Source organism: Streptococcus sp. S5, from assembly GCF_034134805.1.
Classification (GTDB): domain Bacteria; phylum Bacillota; class Bacilli; order Lactobacillales; family Streptococcaceae; genus Streptococcus; species Streptococcus lingualis.
The window spans coordinates 788167-808002 of the sequence record NZ_CP139419.1 but is presented as its reverse complement, the minus strand read 5'-3'; the positions used below and the strand labels follow the sequence as shown (position 1 = coordinate 808002).

Annotated in this window: 22 protein-coding genes and 1 pseudogene; all 23 read right to left on the bottom strand. The window is 41.5% G+C overall.

Annotated elements, in window-relative coordinates; genetic code table 11:
• Positions 1-268: 268 nt before the first annotated feature.
• Entirely contained in the window at positions 269-1153 is an 885-nt protein-coding gene (locus SM123_RS03800; RefSeq protein WP_320909876.1) for a hypothetical protein, read from the bottom strand.
• Between the two features lie 11 nt (positions 1154-1164).
• Positions 1165-1515, bottom strand: a complete 351-nt coding sequence (locus tag SM123_RS03795; protein ID WP_320909875.1) for a hypothetical protein — start codon at positions 1513-1515, stop codon at positions 1165-1167.
• Between the two features lie 11 nt (positions 1516-1526).
• The gene (locus SM123_RS03790) at positions 1527-1946 is read right to left on the bottom strand and encodes a hypothetical protein (RefSeq protein ID WP_320909874.1); all 420 of its coding nucleotides are present in this window, start codon (positions 1944-1946) and stop codon (positions 1527-1529) included.
• Positions 1947-1957: 11 nt separating this feature from the next.
• Positions 1958-2803, bottom strand: a complete 846-nt coding sequence (locus tag SM123_RS03785; protein WP_320909873.1) for a lytic exoenzyme target recognition domain-containing protein — start codon at positions 2801-2803, stop codon at positions 1958-1960.
• A 10-nt stretch (positions 2804-2813) separates the two neighbouring features.
• Positions 2814-3143: a phage holin gene (locus SM123_RS03780; RefSeq protein WP_150905639.1), complete on the bottom strand. Its 330-nt coding sequence runs from the start codon at positions 3141-3143 to the stop codon at positions 2814-2816.
• 1 nt (position 3144) lies between these two features.
• Positions 3145-3594, bottom strand: coding sequence for a phage holin family protein (locus SM123_RS03775; RefSeq protein WP_320909872.1), 450 nt, complete (start codon positions 3592-3594; stop codon positions 3145-3147).
• A 31-nt stretch (positions 3595-3625) separates the two neighbouring features.
• A complete protein-coding gene (locus SM123_RS03770) occupies positions 3626-4246 on the bottom strand; it encodes a hypothetical protein (RefSeq protein ID WP_320909871.1) in 621 nt (206 codons plus the stop codon).
• A 4-nt stretch (positions 4247-4250) separates the two neighbouring features.
• Positions 4251-4487, bottom strand: coding sequence for a hypothetical protein (locus tag SM123_RS03765; protein ID WP_320909870.1), 237 nt, complete (start codon positions 4485-4487; stop codon positions 4251-4253).
• 16 nt (positions 4488-4503) lie between these two features.
• Positions 4504-7602 (bottom strand): phage tail spike protein, encoded by a 3099-nt coding sequence (locus SM123_RS03760; RefSeq protein WP_320909869.1) that lies wholly within the window; start codon positions 7600-7602, stop codon positions 4504-4506.
• The gene (locus SM123_RS03755; RefSeq protein WP_320909868.1) at positions 7599-8315 is read right to left on the bottom strand and encodes a distal tail protein Dit; all 717 of its coding nucleotides are present in this window, start codon (positions 8313-8315) and stop codon (positions 7599-7601) included. Before SM123_RS03755 ends, SM123_RS03760 begins: the two co-directional genes overlap by 4 nt.
• A complete protein-coding gene (locus SM123_RS03750) occupies positions 8312-11590 on the bottom strand; it encodes a phage tail tape measure protein (protein WP_320909867.1) in 3279 nt (1092 codons plus the stop codon). Before SM123_RS03750 ends, SM123_RS03755 begins: the two co-directional genes overlap by 4 nt.
• A 178-nt stretch (positions 11591-11768) precedes the next feature.
• Positions 11769-12713: a hypothetical protein gene (locus SM123_RS03745; RefSeq protein ID WP_320909866.1), complete on the bottom strand. Its 945-nt coding sequence runs from the start codon at positions 12711-12713 to the stop codon at positions 11769-11771.
• A 170-nt stretch (positions 12714-12883) separates the two neighbouring features.
• A pseudogene (locus SM123_RS10270) lies at positions 12884-13477 on the bottom strand (phage tail tape measure protein); the annotation flags it as partial.
• A 457-nt stretch (positions 13478-13934) separates the two neighbouring features.
• Complete coding sequence (locus SM123_RS03735) at positions 13935-14078, bottom strand: hypothetical protein (RefSeq protein WP_320909864.1); 144 nt, start codon at positions 14076-14078, stop codon at positions 13935-13937.
• Positions 14079-14125: 47 nt separating this feature from the next.
• Positions 14126-14464 carry a hypothetical protein gene (locus SM123_RS03730; RefSeq protein WP_134974321.1) on the bottom strand — a complete coding sequence of 113 codons (339 nt, stop codon included), beginning with the start codon at positions 14462-14464 and terminating at the stop codon, positions 14126-14128.
• 94 nt (positions 14465-14558) lie between these two features.
• The gene (locus SM123_RS03725; protein WP_134974319.1) at positions 14559-15110 is read right to left on the bottom strand and encodes a major tail protein; all 552 of its coding nucleotides are present in this window, start codon (positions 15108-15110) and stop codon (positions 14559-14561) included.
• A gap of 3 nt (positions 15111-15113) precedes the next feature.
• On the bottom strand, positions 15114-15563 hold the full coding sequence (locus SM123_RS03720) for a hypothetical protein (RefSeq protein WP_320909863.1): 450 nt from the start codon (positions 15561-15563) through the stop codon (positions 15114-15116).
• Complete coding sequence (locus SM123_RS03715) at positions 15560-15937, bottom strand: HK97-gp10 family putative phage morphogenesis protein (protein ID WP_320909862.1); 378 nt, start codon at positions 15935-15937, stop codon at positions 15560-15562. The genes SM123_RS03720 and SM123_RS03715 overlap by 4 nt, the downstream gene beginning before the upstream one ends.
• On the bottom strand, positions 15934-16290 hold the full coding sequence (locus SM123_RS03710; RefSeq protein WP_320909861.1) for a head-tail adaptor protein: 357 nt from the start codon (positions 16288-16290) through the stop codon (positions 15934-15936). Before SM123_RS03710 ends, SM123_RS03715 begins: the two co-directional genes overlap by 4 nt.
• The gene (locus SM123_RS03705) at positions 16247-16582 is read right to left on the bottom strand and encodes a head-tail connector protein (RefSeq protein ID WP_320909860.1); all 336 of its coding nucleotides are present in this window, start codon (positions 16580-16582) and stop codon (positions 16247-16249) included. Before SM123_RS03705 ends, SM123_RS03710 begins: the two co-directional genes overlap by 44 nt.
• A 167-nt stretch (positions 16583-16749) precedes the next feature.
• Entirely contained in the window at positions 16750-17919 is a 1170-nt protein-coding gene (locus SM123_RS03700; protein WP_320909859.1) for a phage major capsid protein, read from the bottom strand.
• Between the two features lie 21 nt (positions 17920-17940).
• The gene (locus SM123_RS03695; RefSeq protein WP_134974309.1) at positions 17941-18621 is read right to left on the bottom strand and encodes a head maturation protease, ClpP-related; all 681 of its coding nucleotides are present in this window, start codon (positions 18619-18621) and stop codon (positions 17941-17943) included.
• The gene (locus tag SM123_RS03690; RefSeq protein ID WP_320909858.1) at positions 18578-19807 is read right to left on the bottom strand and encodes a phage portal protein; all 1230 of its coding nucleotides are present in this window, start codon (positions 19805-19807) and stop codon (positions 18578-18580) included. The genes SM123_RS03695 and SM123_RS03690 overlap by 44 nt, the downstream gene beginning before the upstream one ends.
• Positions 19808-19836: the final 29 nt, after the last annotated feature.

Below are 19836 nucleotides of genomic sequence, written 5' to 3'. Positions count from 1 at the left end.
TCAATTACGTAGTCATTCGATTGCCGTTATAATAGACAATCTGTAAAATTGCCGTTATAACAGACAAAACCACTAGTTGGGGCTAGTGGTTCAAGTAAGTGATAGTATTCGATTATCGTATATATTATAGCACATTTTAAAAAGTACTGCTATCCTTTCGCATTTCAAAGAAAATAAAAAAACGTTGATTTTACAATATTTTTAACCTATTTGGAATTTACTTGGAAAATAAAAAAAACGGTAGCATTACGCTACCGCTGTTGTCATCTTATAAAGTTTCTGGCCACGGGTCGTCCGTGGTATACGACATATTTGTAAATCGCAAGTCTCCGATATCACGATCTGTTGGGACTGGATCATCGAATTGTAAGCGTAGCTGGTTGCCGTCGTCCGGCCCACCTAAATAAAATGTTCCCAAACGTTTTCCCTTGTCATTTGTCATAATACCAAGTTTTGAGCTAGTGGCACGAAAACCAACGGGTATACCACCGACATTTAAGATCACCACGTTACGCTCACGGTCCGACCCTTGGGGAACGTAGCTGGGCGCACCTCGTCTCACGATTCCAAACCAACCCCACGATAGACCACCGAAACCGACCTCTACCGTGGAGTTTATACGTCTAAACTCGACATACGCATTGTTTTGGCTCGATGAAATTCTTGGCTTGTGTTTGACATCACCAAACAAGACAGACCAAGCGTTAGAGCCAGTTCCAGCGGTCTTTTTGATCCACTTGACAGCCCCATTCTTCGCTGTCGTATCGGTATAAATTGTACCAATATCTGCATTTAGAGCGTACGGGAAACCTTGACCTTTTAATTCTGTACTTCCACTATTAGCACCCGTTCCTACTTTGCGTTTGAGTTCTTCCAGATCATTCTTACTTGCAAGTTGGCTTGTGTCAATCGTTGGCAATTTTGACCGTGTAATAAACGGATCACCACCGTTTTGGAGTTTGGTGTCAATGAGAGCGTCCAGACCTAAGTCAACGTGCTTCTCTTTGATGTTGGTGGTCATCTGTGCTTGTAATGTCGCATAAGTCGGAAATAACTCGTAAGCTTTGGTAGTCTGTAACGCTCCGCCTTGGTTGGCTTGAAGCGCCCCAATATCACGACCAATGGATTCTATAGCTTTTTTTAATTTATCCATTCAGTACCTCCTTAGAGGGTATTTTTAGCCGTTGTATAGATTTGCACAAAATTGGTATTCTCAAGGTCAGTGAATTTTTGGCCAAGCTCTGTCATTTTAGACACAATAGCTTGGTCTGCTGATCCTGCACCATTTGCGATACGGTCAGCGATCTCTTTGAGAGTATCTAATTCTTCTGGTACTCCATCGCCTAAAATGGCAGTCTTGACGCCAGCGATAGCCGTGTCTAGTTGTTGTTGTGTGATCCCGCCTTGGCCAATTTCTGACTTGTCTGCTTTGTTAGCCAAAGTTGTTTTAATTTCTTTGACATCGGCTCCGACTGCTTGCGCGAATTGTGTTAATTTCTCTGTGTTTAAAGTCATGTTCTATCCTTTCAAATTTTAGCTAGATTATATAGTACGGTAAGGTCCGGGAGTTCTTCGCCTTGCTCACGCTTCCGAAGCTCTTCCAAACTGTCAGAAGTATATTCTTCTGCAGATTGTGTCACTTTGATTACCGTTGATTTATCAGACGGAAATACATAGTGTCCACAAGTGATTTCCACTTGATAGATACCGACTGGTAAGATTTTACCAATCGTAAATTTAATCTTGTGGTCTGTGACCGTGCTGGTTAAACTGGTCTTACCGCTACGATTAGCAAGTGTGATCGTAGCTTCCTGACCTTCCAATTCGGTTACTGGATTGTAATTTTCATCTAGCAACTCATAGCCAAAGAGGGAAGCCGAGTCGCCTTGCTTAACGACTCGACCGCCCTCAAACTGCTTTAAATTCGTACAGTTCGAGCGATTCATTCAATCACCCCTCATTCATAATAGTTGACTAAATCGTCTTTGTCCCAGCACGATAGCCAAACTGGGCCGAATTGCCCAAACTCAAAGAGGCGCCAGTAATAACCGCCATAGTACCCACCTTTGCCGGTATCTGCGATATGGGCTTCATCGAGTTCGAACGAGAAGAACATTCCCGCCTTGAAGTCTTTATCCGCACCGTCTGGCAAGTTTTTGCCGTCTTTATCAACCCAATTTACCAGCGAAACAGGAATACCGTTTTCGGTCCAATCAAAACCGACGGGTGCGAGATAGTCGCACTTGATTTGATAGATACCGTTAACGTATTTAACCTCGTTCGCTTGGTAGTATGCTTTCTCTTGCGGTTGTACGGCTGTGTTCGCTCGATTGTCCGTCTGCGGTGCTGTGTCAGCATATCGCCAAACCTCGATATAGTTCGGTTTATTCCAGGCATAATAATCATTCCAAGGATAGGTATTAATAGCCTGACCTGTTGCGCCCTGCGTTGAGTAGTCGCAAGAAATGAAGTATGTATCATCGATCATCGCTCCGACGTGGCCACCAGCTCCGCCTGAGCTTGACATATCAGCACCCCAGCTCATAAGAATAATATCGGCCGGTTGTGCGTCCCAATCTTGGTTGATACTTACGCGGTAAAAGCCGTTGTTTGCGAGCTGTTGACCAAGAGTAACTGTTGACGGTAAGCCGATGATATTGATACCAGCTTCTTTCAAAACTTGCGACATGATCCCCGAACAGTCACCGGTACCGTCCGAACCGTTACGACTTCCGAACATTGAATAGGTAATCAGCCCGCGACGACTAATAAAGCCGTTAACGATAGATTGTTGTACACTCATTGCTTATCTCCTATTTCTTCCATTCGTCATTGGCTTTTTTAACCGCTGCTTCAATAAACGTATTGAGTTCTTGATTTGTTAAGTGGATATTTTGCGACTCGAGGCCCTCGATCAAGCTAGTTTTAGCGTGCTCGAGTTTATCTTTGCCATGAATGTCCAATTTATCCGCAACCTGCTCTGTAGCGTTAACCGCGTTTTTAGCCAAGATCTCAACGATCTCGATCGCTTTCTTACCTCCGCGCATTAGTAAGTATTTCTTGATCGCTTGAACTACGATACCAGTTAATACAACTAAAATGCTCATAGCTGACGAAGTGATAATGCTTGTGATTTGATTCATGCTATTTGTCCTCTTTCTTCTTTATCAATTTTTTAGGCTCTTTCAAGCCGTCCTTGAGTTGAAATTTTTCATGATCGATATTTTGCTTAATAAAGTGATCGAGGCCGGGAATTTCTACCCCCAGCGCCGAAAGACTGGCCAAAATACTTGAGCCGTATGCTGCCATCATCGCAACGATAAAGGTATCAATCACGGGTCCAAGATTCATGTATAACGCGAACGGATAGCCAACTGCAACAATTAAAATCATAGCTGTATGACTGACTAGCCCTTTCCGCCATTTTCGGCTTGAAAACTCATGATAAGCCCATGCTCTGGATACCCCTAAAACGATATCCAAAGCAACAACAACCATCAAGACAAACACGATCATGTGTTCATCAATCCCGTGATCGTAGAAATCACGGACTATTTCAATAATCCCAAAAATTCCGTCTGGTTTTTGATCCATTAATCACCCTCCCTCCTGTCAAGCTACTCGCTTACTGGACTGGTTGAGTTTCAAGCTCTCCTGCCGGTTTTGGCTCGTCCGCTTTTGGCTCTGTCCATTTCCAGATCCCGATTTTTCCGTTCTGGTGCAATGATTCGAGCTGGTCAAGCGTTTCTCCTTGGTAAGTGAACGGTTGATTTACTTGGACCATCACGCGCTTACCTTCACTGAATTTTTCAACGTGGTTAGGATCCTCAAGTGCAAAGATCGCTTGTGCTGGATATGTTGTGCCAGTTTTACCAAGATCAACCAACTCAAGACCGCGTTTATAGACTGTAGGATCTAGTGGGTGGTCAACGTCAGTCACACGAGCGAGTACGCTCCATTCTGCCACGTCTTTCACCTTTTGGATCTCTTCGTCTTTCTTCGCGAGTTTAGCTTCGTACTCTTGGGCCTGCGTATGCAAGTCCTCTTGCAATTTCTTAACCCCTTCCGCTGGGTTTAGCTCGGTCGCGACTTGACCGAGTACAGCTTGGATCAGCACTTCATCTGATTCGTTTGTACGGTCCCCGATCAAGACACGCTCAAAGGCTGTGTAAGGGTTCGCTGAACGAATTGATACAAAAGTACGACCTTCTTCTTGCAAGTATTTGTTAATGATTTTAAATTCCATATTTTTATTTACCTTCTTCTAATTTTTGAGAGGCCTCATCAAAGAGGTCCTTGAGTGCTTGATCGCTATCCAAAACATCGTTAAATTTGCTCAATAGCTCGTTTACGCGTTGATATTCCTCGTTTACGCGCTTGTTTTCTTCGTTTGCTTCCTCGTACAAGACCGAATACTTTGTAGCCTCAACGATAGCATTTGCGAGATTATGCGAGATCGCATTTATAATTTTATCTGATGTATTCATCTATTGCCTTTCTATTCTAAAGTGAGACGTCCCAAAAACCGGGAGAACCCTCGCCGTTAGCAACACGAAATTCTTTCAACCTCTTAAAGTTATCGTTGATATCTCTAAAAAGATCTACCAAAGATTTTGAGGGGGCATTGTTTGATACAGAATCTTTTACAATATGTACATCACCAATAATGACGACCTTGCGATGGCCATATTGGTTAAAAATTTTCAATCCTGTAAAATTAGCGTTAGGGTTACCTTCCCCACGGTCGTTTACTCCCAAGGCGAATGCTGCGTAGTTAGTCCCGCTTGAAATTGTAGGAGCAAGAAACGCTTTTCTTCCGCCAGAGTTAAATTCAAGAGAGTTATAAGGAGATCTAAACTCAATTTTAGCTGTACCGTTATAAGTCGTTACGTTTGAATTTAAGTTAATCTCGGTATTTCCGTAATTTCCGCGAATAATACCACCTTCGAAAGTTAAACCTTTAAACGTTCCAGACGTTACGCTTTTAGCGTTTAGATTGATTAGGTTTACTTCGCGAGCGTCGATGGTCCCAGCGGTTACTTTGTTAGCAGATACGTTAGCGATCATACCGTCTTCTATAACCGCGTTGTCAATAACAGTCTGTCCTGTGATATGCGTTAGACTTCCATCTATTCGGTTCGTACCGTTAGCGAGTAGGTTGATAGAGTTGAGTACGTCGCCCGCGCTACTTAGATTTTTGACCGACCAAGAACCAGCGAGCTGGCTTACTTGTGTGCGTACTGCTTCGATAGGTTCTGCGCTGTCATCTGGGCTTGGTTGCCATAAGCGATCTGATGAACCTTCGTAAAAGTCCAGCTCTGTCATAAATAGACCAGACCAGCCGTTAGGATTTCCTTGATAATTAAATAATAGATACCCTTCATCAAAAGCTCCTGTGTTAAAGCTGAATGATTTTTTGATAGCTCTATCTGAGTTGAAAGCTGGTGATCCAGTTTCGTCAAAGATTATTTGCATTTCGTCGAAGTCATTCGTCGATCCTTTTCTACGCTTACAGAATGCAATTTTAAAGCGTGCTGTGTTAGCATCAAAAGCTATCAAATTAAGCATATAATTTGTATTTTGTTTGATGATAAATCGCGGACTGTGGACAAATGCTCCTGATCTTAGAGAAAACATCCTTTTTTGACCGTTGAGGTAAAATTTGTGAGCTGTGAAGTTCAACCGTCCATTAGCTTCAGTCCAATATTTCAAGCCATCATCAGCGCGGGAATTTCGGAGCATATTCGGTCCACCACTCGTCGAATACTTCCCGACCTCTGTCTGGAATATCTCGCTCGACATGACAAGCCGTGAGAGCTTGTCCGGGGCTTCGGTTTCCGATTTACCAAGAATACGCTCATAAATTTTGTTCGACTCTGTGAGTTTGTTGAATTCGAGCGTTTGTGTTTCGATTTTTTTAGAAAGGGTTAGTAAATCACTCCCTTGCCTATTTTGCTCGCGATCTATATTTTCAAATTGATCTCGTGATGCAAAATTCTTTGCTACCTTCGAATACACTTTGCTATAGATCGTGTCACCATTATCCGCATTGTTAAACGTCTCTGTTACCTTACGACCCAGATCTGGACTATTTAAAATCAGTGTTTTAATCTGATCAGATAACGTAGCCGTGTCTGGAATTGTACCAGCTTTTATCAGCGCTTCCTGTGCCTTAGCGTTTGCCTTTTCAATTTCGATTGCGGTTGACTGCTTGGCTTGTTCAAGCTGTTTATCAACCTCTTTTTTGATCTTATCGACATCTTCCGTGTCGATACGCTTTTCCCACTGAGATCCGTTCCAGACATACATACGGTCATAGATACCGTTCTTCTCAAACCAGATATCACCGACTTTATGCTCTTTGTCGTCTGGTTTGTTGTACCAAACCTTGTTACCTTGAGCGTTTAAGAGGTAGTCTGGCAAGCTATTCTCAAAGTCCTGCTGTGCCTTAGCGATATCATCAACTCGTCCAGCTAGACCACTCTGCATGGTCGCTCTTACGTTCGTACCGATATCACCAAACTCCACGCTTTCGTTTCGCTCGTTGACAAAATCGTAAGTAACAGTCGTTACTTTCGCAGTCTCGTCCGTAAGCCCAATCTGTGGATAGTAGATTGGTACGATATCGCACAACTCCAACTCTTCGATCCAGCCATTGTCTGCATAATCTAGCGTTTTAGCTAAATCAGCATACTCAATTTTGATGTTGATTTTAGGTTTGCCGATTGCATTGCGTTCCATGTAATCAATAGCGATTTTACGCAATTTATCGGGTGTTGGGATATCCTTACTCTTGCTATCAGATTTAAATTCGCTAGAAAAGTCTACGACTTTAATTCTGCGATGAGCGTATAGAGATTTGTACTTACTATCTATATAGTTTTCTGGGATAGTAACCGTGATAGGGTCTGGTTGACTATCGCTCGTATCACCCTCTGGTTTGTCTGGTGTATAAGTCGCAAACGGTAACACACTAGTGTATGCACTCTCGATTGTTTCATCAAGTTCAGCAGATAAGATATTTCTGCCGTACTCTAATACAGTTGGTGCAGTACGACCTAACTGCTTATGCAGTCGCACGGTCATATTGTCAAACTCGTATTCCCCACCGTAGATATCAAGGATAGACCCCTCAACACCACCAAGTGCAAGACGGGCATTCTCCATTTTAGAGATATCAAATACACCCTTACCAGTGGTTTGAATATCCGACCATACATCAAATGTTAGATCACCAATAAGCGCACCTCTCCAAATAGATAGTGCGCTAAATGCTGATCCATTAAATGCAGTGGCATTTCGCAATACCATATATTCCAGTTTGTGACTGATGTGCTGGCCGTAAATCTTAACAATGTTACTGCTATCCTTGACGATACGAGAGATTTCAAACGTTTGGTTCTTCGTCCTTAATCCAGCGTCTGCCTTGAGCTTCATTTCTTTCTCAATGCTTGCTACCATTGGATCGCTCACGGGAATTTCAGCATATAGCGTATAATTCCCGTTACGTTCCCGTGTGACTGTACCCTTGGTTACGTTAAGCTCACCCAGACCGTAAGTGTCAAAAGCAGTCTCACTTTTATTAAATAGTATAGGTCTCATAACTTAACCCCCCAATTCGGGATCATCTCAGCAGTAAAACTGCCGTCCCAGCTAATGAGGTTACGACCATAGTCAAGATATGGCATCTGAAATTGTGGAGACCGCACAACCTTGTCCCACGCTGGAAGATTGTCCTTGTATACTTGGTTAGCTTGCATATCAAGTGTTATCTTACCTTGTACGTCTCGCAACTTAGTCTTGCGTCCATTAATAGTTAGTGTACAGTCGCCACTGCCCACAAGCGTGATAATAGGTTTTGCGTTAACGTTACCCATACCGTTAAGTGTCGCACCATTCATTAATTTCTGAGTGGTATGCCCTTGCTTGTAGAATTTGACTGGATAGCACACAAAATTAATTGTTGTTTTCCCAAATTGTCGCATGGTTTCTTCAATACTAAACGTTTCAAGGTATGCAGCACGATAGATAAAATCTGGATCATAGGAGATAGTTAAATCCTTATAACCTGCCACATTTAACCATTCAGAAATTTTATAAACTTCTGTAGCGATCAAGCCTTTTTCTTTTACAAAATTCACTGGAAAGCTCAATTCAGCAGAATTAAGACGGTTATTACTTATCAATAACTCACCGTCTCTCCCTGCTACTGTCACGCGCTCCACATCAAGGCTGGAAGTAGTGATCTTCTTGCCTTCTGCTATTCGTAAACCGAACTCAGTGTTTTTCTTTCCGTTGAAAGTAAATGTCGTCAAGCTAATCCCCTTCCTTCCTGATTAGTATAGTATGCTAGTTCGCGCATTAAGCGCTTCATAAATTCTGGTGTCAAATCTTGTCCAGTGCTATTTCCATGCACATTCAAGGTATAATTTTGGTTTGGTCGTTCATCACGATTGTTACCGCGTTTAACTTGGTCAATCAACTCTTGAATAAACGGTACAAGGTCACGCTGTTCATTATTCCGTTTCCATTCGTTAACATTCTTAATTCGTTGTGTAACGTTCGCAACTTCCGAACGTTTCCAACCTGCACCGTCTGCAAAGTTCGGTATACCTAATTCACGCATAAAGTTTTTAGTCAAACCAGCACGCATGACCTTTGATCCTCTTGGAAGATCAAGGATCACGTTACGACCTTCTGGGATAAATGAGCTTCCGTCTGGTAGTGTGACCATTTCTTTGTAGAGCGTACCACGTTGGTCATTGACCATTGCAAGTCCACCTTCGTGGTAGTCTGTACCATCTTTAAAACCAATCGCGGCTGCTGCTCCACCAATCATCCGCCTTACGACATCAATGTATACTGTCTTACCTTGAACGCTATTGATATTTGATTGAGCGCTCCAAACAGGGCCTGCAGTATTATCTTGTGCATTGATGCCCTTGATAGGACTTGGAGTGCTATTCCAAGCGTTTTGATTTTCAATAGCTTGCCGTGCAGCAGTTATCGCACCAGTTGGATCACCCAACTGCGGTTTAACTGGACTAGGTGTACTATTCCACTCTTGCTGTTTAGCAATTGCTTGGTTAGCAGCGTTAGTTGCGTTACTTGCATCGGCAGTAAATTGTTTTGTAGGTACTGCGAATCCGTTATACAATCCCAAAGCGCCCATAGCTTGGTTAGTTCCAAGGGTAACACCGTCTGGAGTTGCAATCAAATCCGTCTTATGGTCAGTTGGTAACGTTAAGATGCTAGACATCGCACTAGCGATAGCGCTCTTGGTCTTATCTTCTGCATCCAAATTGACTACGTGGGCCATACCAGTTAGTGAGTCGACTGCTAGTCGTACACGTTCGGCTTTATCACTTGCAGCATCCTTTAAGATCAGTTCTTTCTGCTCTGGTGTGAGTGTATTCCAGCGTTCGATGATTGCTGTAGCACGTTCACCAGATGAGAGAAAGTCAGTGTTCTTCATCAAGAGTTCTTTGACTTCCGCTGGCATAGCGTTGTACTGTTCCAGCAATGTTTTACTATCAAGGACGGCTTTCATACCTTGGTTGTTACCGACTACTAACTCTTTCTCTTGTGGGGTTAAGCTATCCCACTTGCCAACCTCGACCAATGCTTGTCCGATTGTCATCTTAGCATTTGTTTCAAGATTTGCGTGCTTGAGGATAAACTGCATATTCTCCCAGCCATTTTCAGCTTGGAGCGCTTTAGTTACTTCCTCTTGCGCATTGGTCTTGACTTGTCCAGTCTTAGGATCAAATACTAATCCATTCCAGATATTGTTGGCATCTTTGGTCTCCTGTGACATATTTTGCACGCTCTTAGCAACCATACCAGACGAACGACCCACGATGTCGGCGAATTGGTCTGCCTTGGCCATCATCTTGTCGTAGTCAAGTCCAAGCTCTGCCCAACTCTTACGCATTTGATCAAAGTACAATTGACGTTGTCGATCATCGCCAAAATTAAGAGGGACTTTTTTACTCCATTCTTGTTGCAATGCTGCATACTCACGGCCAAATGCTTCCATCTTGGACTTGTGTTGGGCATTTAGTTTTTCCATTTCCTTGTTGTATTCGGACTGGCTATAAATCCCCTTTTCGTGAGCATCTTTCAATGCAGTCACTTGCTCATCATAGAGCTTCTGTTCCTCTTTGAGCCATTTAGCTACAACCCCTGTACCTTTGCGTAGTTGAGTTTCATTTAGATCACTAATCTGGCCATTCATGGCTTTCATGATGGCAGTACGTTCATCAGCAGAATATTTCTGCAATGATAATTGTTTATCAATAAATTGATTTTCGTAGTCGTAGATAATCGCTTGTTCTTCGCGAGTGATCTTTCTGTGTTGGTCAGATGCGTTTTGATAAATCTGCACAATCTCATCTGTCATCGACTGGATGTTTTTCTTTTGCTGTTCTGCTTGCGCTACAGCACGTTTTTGGATTGTTTCACTCGCACCAACTTTTTCAAGACCTTTAAGAGTTTTTTCAAGGTCTTTGTCAATCGCTTTTTGGATATCATCAGCAAGTCCCTGTACGCTCTTACGTACATTCTCAACCGCTTGTGCGCCACCTTGACCAAATCCAACTGTTGCTTGATGCACTTCATCGACTTTGGATTTCAAGCGTGACAACTCTTGATCTTGTAGTTTGCTTACGCTCGTACCCCACGTTTGCGTACGTTCGTTGGCTTCTGCCATTTCTTTGGCGATGATGCCGATACCAATTAATGCAGCACCACCAGCCAAGACACCCCAAGTAACTGGATTACCTAACAACCCAACCGCCGCACTCCACAATCCTGTACTTGCAGCAGCACTCTCTGCAGCCGTACCAGTAGCAGTCATACCAGTAGCCATTCCTTTTAAGCTGTTGATAAATCCATTACCCTCAGAAACAGATTTTAGTACACCGCTAAATTTACCAATTCCTCTAGCGACTGTACCAATTCCTTTAGCAAAAACACTGATGACACTTGCGCCAGTACCCAACACTTTAAGCGCTGGGCCAATTGCAGCAGCAAAAGCACCCCACATTAAAATGCTTTGCTGTTGCTCTGTTGACATTTCACTAAACTTCTTAGCCATGTCTGATAGAGTTTGTAACCACGGTTTAGCAGCGTCCAAACTACTATTTAGCGCTTTTAAGAGTGGACCACCAAACTCAATAGCAATGTCAGTAAGTTTATTCTTAAAAATTTTAAGTTGTGATTCTGTGGTTTCGTAGCGTTTACTTGCTTCATTAGTAAGTGCGTTATTTTCTTTCCAAGCGGTATTAGAGCGACTGACTGCCTCACTCATCTTGTCTGATGCAGAAGCTAGAGATTTCAGCATATTCCCTTGACGAATACCTGTCATTCCAAGTTCATCAAGAATGCCATCCATATTCTTGCCTTCATCATGGGCGCGTTGTAAGCCTTTAATAAATGATTGCAAGGCTTCCGCTGGTTTCTGTTTCCAAGCGGTAGAAAATTGTTCCGCAGTCATTCCTGCTGTTTGTGCGATAACTTCAAGTTTTTCTTTTGCTCCTTTACCTACACCAGACACGGCTTTACCAATACCAGTAAGGGTCTGAGTCATTGCAGTTCCCAATTATGTTATCGTTAGGCTCTTTATCCTAACTTCTCATAGTTTCCTATAAGTTCAGACTATATCATCACCTTCGACTTTATTCGCTAAGGTGTTAAGCGCTCGTGGATATTTCGTCATGCAAAAAAGCAACCTAAAATTAGATTGCTTTTTGTTTAGATTACTTTATCTAGTCGTTGCACCTTCCTGCCGTTTCCGTACAGGCTTGGCTCATGATTGTCATAGTGTTTATTTTTTCTTCGATATTATCGTGATAATCAATTACTAATAAAGGTATATTATTCTTTTCACAATAATCTCTTTTTATTTTGTCATTTCTAACTCTGGAAAGAAAACCTTTCTTTCCTCCAAAGTATTCAACAACTCTATAATGTTGCTCTCCTTGAAATTCTATCAGTTGAATAACTTTATTATTTTCAAAGATAGCAAAGTCAAAAGGTAAACTTCTTATGTTTTTACAATCAGCGGTTTTCCACTGGATTTTAAAATTTATATTATTTTTTTTTAAAATCGACTCGATGGTTTTTTCACCGTGACTTTGATTACAATTAGGACACCTTTTGCCGTTTTTGAAGTTGTATGGTCTGATTTCCCATTGTGTTCCACAAGTTTTGTGAAGCATTTTTAAAGGTGTGCGATTATTTGTATATTCGCTCAATACTTCATACTCACCATTTGTTTCTTTCTTAACTTCCTCGCTGAAGTCGTAGTCCTTAACTCTTATACCGCCTTTGCAGTACGGACACCGCCTTCCAGTTGTTAAGAAATGCCCAGGAGTTACTTCGTAAGTCCTATTACATTTATTGTGAAACATTTTTACTTTTATGTGACCTGAAACATAATCCGACACAACTTCATACTCATCACCAACAAGATTTTTAATTTCTTGTTTAAATTCTTCAGTCGTCTTTTTTATGTTTCTTGCACACTTAGGACATCTAGTGCCATATAAAAAAGCGCTTGGTCTTACGTTAAAAACATAACCACATTTGTTATGTTTCATTTCTATTTTATTGTGCGCTTTTGAATACACACCTAAAACAGAATACTCTTCATCCACAAGGCTTTTGACTTCATTAACAAATTGTTCATGTGTTTTATTAACACCCATCATTTTTACCCCCCAGTAAAAATTCCCTTATAAAATATGGAAGGCAAGCGGGAACTTGCTTTTCGGGAGCTACCCTATCCACTACTTAATTATATCATAAACACCTTAGATTTTCCATGAATTCACTTAATTTTTTATGCTACTTGTTTCCAAGTAGACGGGCAGAATTGTTTACCCGCTTCTGCTTCAATCCCTACACTACTCATGGCAGTTGCAAGACCTAAAATTTCTGGTGTGGTCAGACCAGCGAGCTTACCGCCTGCTGCTAAACGGTTGGTCATTTCGACAATATCACGTTCAGTTGTTGAAAAATGGTTACCCAAATCTACAAGTGAAGATCCAAAGTGAGCCGACCATGTACCAAGGTCTTTACCAGACACTTGCATGATATTACCGATTTTAGCGATTGACGATGCAGCTTCTTCGGAGCTTAGGTTGGTAGACACTCCCAAATTAATCATTGTTTTTGAGAAGTCTTTAATCGCACCAATTGGTACACCCAACTGCCCTGCTGCTTCTGCTACGTGTGCAATTTCAACCGCACTAGATGGCATTTCTTTAGCCATTTCACGGATACTGTTAGATAACTGAGTGAACTGTTGTGGAGTTCCGTCCACTGTTTTTTTAACGCCAGCAAACGCGCTCTCATAATCAATCGCAGCCTTAACTGCCACTCCAGCCCCAGCAAGCAATGGTACAGTCAAGCCTTTGGTAAGTGTCGATCCAACACTTTGCATATTCTTGCCAATACCCTGCATCTTCTCGCCAAACGAATGCAAGCTGTTTCCAACTTGTGTCCATTTGCTGGACTGGATATTAATTTCTTTAGTGAGGTCAGCATACCGCCCCCTCAAATCTGACAAGGTGGTAGCGGTCTGCAACATCGCATTACGTGCGCCTAGCAAATCTTCTTTGTTCTTTGCACTCGCACTACTCAAATCACCAATCTTTGACTTTAGATTATTATAGTGTTCTGATTGTTGCTTCAAAATGCCTTCATAGGCTTTAATGCTGTTAGCAGTTTCACCCAATACGGTTTTCATTCCAGTTAGGTTCTTACCGCCTTTACCAACATTTTTAAAGGATTTTTCCATCGCAGATAAGGAACGATCCAGACCACGCATATAAGAGCTTAATTGCTTGGTATTCCCAATGAATGGTTGGATATCCAGCGATGCAGTTGCTACTAATTCACCTAAATTACTAGCCATTTATCCTCCTTTCTTAACCAAATAGAAGTGGAAATGCTTTATCAAGCGTGGTCTCTTTTTCTGCTTCCTCTTTCTTCGTCTCAAAGGCTTTCACCATTAAATCAAAGTCAGATAGTCGCATCTGTTTAATTTCAAGGATCGTATACCCTTGTTGCATCAGCTCTTGAAACCAGATTAAAAGATTATCACGCGCTTCTTCTGGGCTTATCCCTTTTTTTCATCTTCACCATCAAGATCTTCGATCACTTCTTCTTTGATTCCAAGCGCTGCGAGATAGATTTTTTCAAGTGTTTTTAAAATCGCGATATCTGCTTGCTTCAAATCTTCGACTTTAAACTGACCGCCAAACATATCAACAAACATTTTTAGATATGCTTCATTTAGTTTGCGATTTTCTTTTGGATCATTCGCCTTTTTAGGGTCTTGGATAAGTGCTGATTGTCGCACGTTTTGCTCAGTTGCTAGTAGATTATCCTCTACATTGATATATTCTTTGGTAAATTCTTTATCAATTCCACCGATTTTTAGCTTGATTGTATACATTTCCTACTCCTTAAATAAAAATAAAAAGCATGGAAATAAAATCCATGCTTAGAAAGTGATTATCCTGCGCCTACAGCACTAGCTGGTGCGGCGCTTACGACTTTGGGAAGACTGCAGCACGGAATTTTTCCAAATTGAACGCTGGGTTATCTTCACGGGCGATGATCATTACATCACCGTTTTCATCGTCACCACGGGCTACAAAGTTACCTGTTACGCTGTCTTCTTTAGGTGCTGGTGAACCGTCTTTGGTTTCAGTTTCCATGCCAGGAAGAGAGAATTTACCTTTGAGAAGACCGATCCAGATAGCTTTACCATCTTCTGTAGATGTACGGAAGCAGCAAGCCACATCTTTTGGAGTGAGGTTCTTATTGTAGACTTCCATACCGTCTTTAACTTCGATACCGTATAATACCTTACGTGCTTCTGTTGGCAAGTCAAGTACTGAGATTTCCAACTGTGTACCTGTGATACCAGATGACAATACTACGTATGGTCCATCATCGGCAGCAATCGTTACAAGTTCGTTCGTGATATCAATCTTGGCAGACTTCATACCAGTCAATTTCATAGTTGTTGGGACTTTGTTTTCAGCATTAACTTCACCAAATTCAAATCCACGCAATCCAAATTTAACTTTAGACATTCATTAATCCTCGTTTCTTAGTTTTTCAAGTTGCCAATCAAAAAAACGATACTTTCTTACATTTACTAGTAAGTCAATATCGTTGTCTCTGTATCTTGGCAGTTCATTAGTTGTGTAACGTTCAAAGCCGTTACCTTCTAAAATCTTATCCATCAATTCAGCAATCTGTTCAGACTGCTTAGCGTTCAAGCACCAATAGTTAATTGTGATCCTGTGTTCTGTCGAGATGGCTTTATCATCTGCAAACTCAACATCATTCTCATAAGTTGGATAGATACGCATAAATGGAGCAAGCTCCTTACTCAAAGCATTCGTAGGTCGCTCTGGGATATCATAAGTAAAAATGCCTTGTTTAAATCCAAGACCGAATTTCTTCCCTCGTAACTTATCGAGTAAGTTATTCAGTTCTTCATCGTTGCTTAATAACTTATAAGCTATTGTTTCTACTGTCACAATCCCAATCCCTCCTTTACTTTCGTAGCGTATATTTCCTTTACAATTGGTGTTGCTTCATTAATTGTCTTTTCTTCAAATCCTTGTGCTTTTTGGTATTTCGTACCATCGTCTGGAAAGTGTATCCGCCATCCAGTAGCACGACCAAAGCCGATATCTTTCGAGATTAAACCGTGGTCACCGCCTTTAAAACTGGTTACTTTCGTATCATCTTTGGCATGGACATTATCCATAACAAAATAAACAGGAGTATTTCGTTTTAAAATCTGTTCTGTTTCGTCTGCTGCTTCCTTAACCGCAGATCGTGCAGCCTTTGGAGCTTTGACTTGCAATTCATTCAGTCGTGATAAAATCTGATCCAGACCTTTCGTCATGTCCGCCTCTTGATGCTGATCTTATCCATGTCAAATGATGATTCATCCACATCGACCGATACGATATCATATTCAAACCCGTTAAATTCAACATGATCTGAGCTATCAAATGGTCGTTCTGGATTGTGACGAATATACAAGGTTTTTAATTCGCTCGAAGAAACAATTCCTTTAGCTTTCTTGTTGGCCGTCTGGTTTGCCCCCTCTTGAAAGTCTTTCAAGGAAGTTTTAGCAACCTCCGCCCAGCAAGTATAGAGGTTTTTGCGAGATGGAGAGACAACCTCACCATCTTCATTTTGACCTCCGATCTCACGGAAGAACGTGACTCTGTGATTCATTTTTCTTGTGATCATCGAGTTCCCTCCGTGTGCGTAGTTGATGGATAATATTAAGTACACCGTTAGCAAGTCCATGCCGTTGTGTGTCAGCAGACAAGCCACGATGTTCGTATTCCTCTTTCACTTGCTTTTTAACGGCAAGTGTAAACTTAGCATATTTAGCTAAATCTTGAGGAGTTACATCATTTCCGATAGCAAAACAGATTTCATCTTCTGCAGCTTCGATCATTTCTTCAAGCATTTGATCCTCAAAGTCAAAATCAATTTTGCAATAAAGTTTCACATCTTCTAAATCCGTTACAGCCATGCTATCACGCTCCAATCAATGCAAGTAATTGCTCTTTGGTTTGTGACGAACTGTATGTGATTCCTTTGCTATCGAGATAAGCCATGATGTCGGCTTTGGTGCTACTTGCGGTTGGTACTGCTAGAGTTACCGCTGACCGTGAGACACCCCCGCTAATTGGGGGAGTATTAGGGCATAGTTACGAAGTAACCAGCTTTCGCATCAGCTTTCTTAACATCAAAGCGTACAACCGCTTGCAAGTATTGACCGTAGATTTCGTTATCAGTCCAACGGAGACCTAATTCTTGACGATCTGCAAAGAGTACAGCACGTTGGATATCACCGATAAAGGCATGTGCTTCACCTTCAGCTCCAAGAGTTGTATCAGATACTACAAATACTGGACGTCCAAGGAACACTTTACCAGAAGCAGAAGTGATTGAATCTTGAAGCAAGTAACGGTCATTCTTATCTTTCATTGTGTCAAGTTTTTGGTAGAAACTTTGAGAAACTACAAATGATACATTGTAAGCTGGATCAAGTTTAGTGTTTAGAATCTTTTTAATTTCATCAAGGTTTGTAGCATTTTCAGCAGTAAATGATTTCAATACAGTAGCGATAGCATCATTAGTAGTATTTACTTTAATTTGTTCTGCTGCTTCTGATACCAAACCAAGAAGGTCAACATCTGCATCATCAATAGATTCTTGAGATACTGGAATAGCTCCACGGTAAGTAGTAACTTCCCATGTTACGTTTTCAAATTCTGGTTTAGCAAGAGCAGGGTTCTTTTCCAATTCTGCTGTGCTTGCCATCTTAGAAGTAGCGTGTTTCAAAATTGGGTATTTACCAGTTCCCTTAGTTGCTTTATGGATTGTAGCGAATTGTTTAAGGTCAAGAACAGTTTTTACTTCACGAAGTGGTGTAGTAACGATTTCTTCGCTAGTAACTGGTTTAGAGTTAGCTTTCTTCAATCCATCTGTAGCAGGGTCAACCGCTGCGTTCATAGGAACGATCAATTCTTTGCCTTCAAATTTCAATTCTTTAGATGCTACAGCACCTTTTGAATGAAGCCATTCATTTACTGCTTCACGCATTGTTTTTTCTTCTGTTTGGACTGCATGAGTTTCAGCAGTTTGTGGTTCGTTTTTCATTTCTTTAAACAAATTCAAATCCTCCGTTAATGTGTTCAAAGTTTCTTTCTTAGCATCGATAGACGCACGCATTTCTTTCGCTTCGTTAAGGTCAGCGTTTGCGCTATCTTCCAACTTAGCTTTCAAATCGCTTGTAGCAGTTTCGATTTCTGCTTTAGTTTCAGCGATTTTAGCTTCCAATTCTTTGATTTTTTCATCAAACATTTAGGTATATTCCCCTTTCCTTTAAAGGCCGTTTAAGATGGCCTCTTTTTCCAGCTCAAATAACATCGCTTGAGCTTCTTTTGCGTTCGATTTCTTCCGTGAATAAAAGTCATCGATGACAGCTTGCGGTAACAGTCCACTTTCGAGGCTTGCTACTGCGCCTAAATCTTTCTCAAAAGTCATGATTTCATCAGCAAAACCTTTTTCAATCGCTTCATTTGCCGACATAAAGGTTTCATTCTTCATCATTTCGAAGATTTCATCTTCTGATAAACCAGTCTTTGAGACATACGCATTAATAATCGATTGATCGCTAGATTTAAGAGCATTTACAGCCTTTTCTAAATCATCACTATTCCCAGATGCTCGTGTAAGTAGCGCTTTATGGATCATAATCTGAGCTGTCGGACTGATTTTGATTGTGTCCGCACCCATAATCGCAACACTTGCAGCACTCGCAGCCATTCCTGTCACTTCCACTGTGACGTGGCCTTTGTATTCTTTAAGAGCGGTATATATTTCGCTTCCTACTGTCACTAGACCACCGTTGGAATTGACTTCTAGCGTGATATCCTCGTTGATATCTTCTGGAAATTGATCTGTAATCGACTTTGCGCTGACTGCCTCTAAACCAAAAAACTCATACACTTCGTACTCGTTATTCGAGATCAGAGGCCCTTTCATCTTGATTCTCTTTGCCATTTTCATTCTCACCCCCTTTCATTGCTTGGTATTCCTCTTTCTTATCGAGGAACACGTAATTCAAGCTGGATTGATAACGATCCATGTTAGGATCAGACGAACGCTCTTTACCAAGCTCCACGCGCCCCTCATTGGGTGTGATAACTTGGTTAATAATCAACTTCGTGATTTCATCTACGTTCCGACCTGTTACGCTTCGAGTGTCAAACTCAATCTTAAATAGCTTGCGCTCTTCATCACCCAATACTTTAAGGGCGAGTTCGCTTGAAATAGCGTCAAAATAAAATGGCAAGTCGTTGGTAACGTAGTCTTTTGCTAACTGATCCACGGACTGGTTAGGACTATTCACACCCAGCTTATAGCTTGGTACTCGTAATGCTTTCGCAATTTGAGCGGTTGTAAAGTTATTGGATGTAATTAATTGCAATACATTCGTATCAATTTCGAGTGGTGTGTACTCTTGTGTATCGTCAAATACCAAAGGACTGCCACCAGTCGAACCCTCACGCATCTTCTCAAAGTCCATACGGGCTTTTTTGCGGGCTTCACCATTCAACTGAGCGCCTTTTAATTTAATAATTCCACTAGAGAAGCCATCACGGAAGAATTTAATTAAGGTATTCAATCCGCCATCTTGCAAGCTGATCTCACTGCCAAGGGAAAGTAGTGGAGATCGTCCTAAAATGGTATCGTGACTGAAAAACTTCCAATGGATAACATCAGAAGCGTCACATTTGACCGATACGCCTGTTAGACGGTCACGGAAGGTATAAATCAGTCTGTGGTCGTTCGTCTCTTCTACAGTCGTTTCTGAGGGCCTGTAGAACTGAAATTGAAGTGCCTTACCAGTCTTCGGGTCTCGTAAGATTCGAGAGAATGAATTCCCTGTTAAAATCGCGTTAACGGTCATGGCAAACTTCCATGTACGTGCTGACACGTTACCAGTTGATTTAACATTTAAGAGATAGTTCAAATCTGCATCTTGCTCGATATTCCCCGTAAAGTCTTTCTTTAATAGCGGAAATCGTGCGATATCCCCAGCGATGATGGTTACTGCGGTTAAGATATCACTGTTCTTTAATGCAGAAATTCCCGTGTACTCTGGGGAGTAGTTGCCAGATAACACGGACGAAATGTAATCATCATAAGAGGGCTTGGTTGATCCCAATGGTTGAAAGAAACTCATATAATCTCACCTCCTTTCTATCCATTGAA

Coding starts and splice junctions, on each gene's coding strand:
- SM123_RS03765 (WP_320909870.1), bottom strand. CDS start 4,487: ATGAATACATCAGATAAAATTATAAATGCGATCTCGCATAATCTCGCA.
- SM123_RS03775 (WP_320909872.1), bottom strand. CDS start 3,594: ATGGATCAAAAACCAGACGGAATTTTTGGGATTATTGAAATAGTCCGT.
- SM123_RS03785 (WP_320909873.1), bottom strand. CDS start 2,803: ATGAGTGTACAACAATCTATCGTTAACGGCTTTATTAGTCGTCGCGGG.
- SM123_RS03795 (WP_320909875.1), bottom strand. CDS start 1,515: ATGACTTTAAACACAGAGAAATTAACACAATTCGCGCAAGCAGTCGGA.
- SM123_RS03760 (WP_320909869.1), bottom strand. CDS start 7,602: ATGAGACCTATACTATTTAATAAAAGTGAGACTGCTTTTGACACTTAC.
- SM123_RS03710 (WP_320909861.1), bottom strand. CDS start 16,290: ATGATCACAAGAAAAATGAATCACAGAGTCACGTTCTTCCGTGAGATC.
- SM123_RS03715 (WP_320909862.1), bottom strand. CDS start 15,937: ATGACGAAAGGTCTGGATCAGATTTTATCACGACTGAATGAATTGCAA.
- SM123_RS03705 (WP_320909860.1), bottom strand. CDS start 16,582: ATGGCTGTAACGGATTTAGAAGATGTGAAACTTTATTGCAAAATTGAT.
- SM123_RS03790 (WP_320909874.1), bottom strand. CDS start 1,946: ATGAATCGCTCGAACTGTACGAATTTAAAGCAGTTTGAGGGCGGTCGA.
- SM123_RS03690 (WP_320909858.1), bottom strand. CDS start 19,807: ATGAGTTTCTTTCAACCATTGGGATCAACCAAGCCCTCTTATGATGAT.
- SM123_RS03730 (WP_134974321.1), bottom strand. CDS start 14,464: ATGTATACAATCAAGCTAAAAATCGGTGGAATTGATAAAGAATTTACC.
- SM123_RS03725 (WP_134974319.1), bottom strand. CDS start 15,110: ATGTCTAAAGTTAAATTTGGATTGCGTGGATTTGAATTTGGTGAAGTT.
- SM123_RS03745 (WP_320909866.1), bottom strand. CDS start 12,713: ATGATGGGTGTTAATAAAACACATGAACAATTTGTTAATGAAGTCAAA.
- SM123_RS03750 (WP_320909867.1), bottom strand. CDS start 11,590: ATGACTCAGACCCTTACTGGTATTGGTAAAGCCGTGTCTGGTGTAGGT.
- SM123_RS03700 (WP_320909859.1), bottom strand. CDS start 17,919: ATGTTTGATGAAAAAATCAAAGAATTGGAAGCTAAAATCGCTGAAACT.
- SM123_RS03780 (WP_150905639.1), bottom strand. CDS start 3,143: ATGAATCAAATCACAAGCATTATCACTTCGTCAGCTATGAGCATTTTA.
- SM123_RS03695 (WP_134974309.1), bottom strand. CDS start 18,621: ATGGCAAAGAGAATCAAGATGAAAGGGCCTCTGATCTCGAATAACGAG.
- SM123_RS03735 (WP_320909864.1), bottom strand. CDS start 14,078: ATGCAACAAGGGTATACGATCCTTGAAATTAAACAGATGCGACTATCT.
- SM123_RS03800 (WP_320909876.1), bottom strand. CDS start 1,153: ATGGATAAATTAAAAAAAGCTATAGAATCCATTGGTCGTGATATTGGG.
- SM123_RS03770 (WP_320909871.1), bottom strand. CDS start 4,246: ATGGAATTTAAAATCATTAACAAATACTTGCAAGAAGAAGGTCGTACT.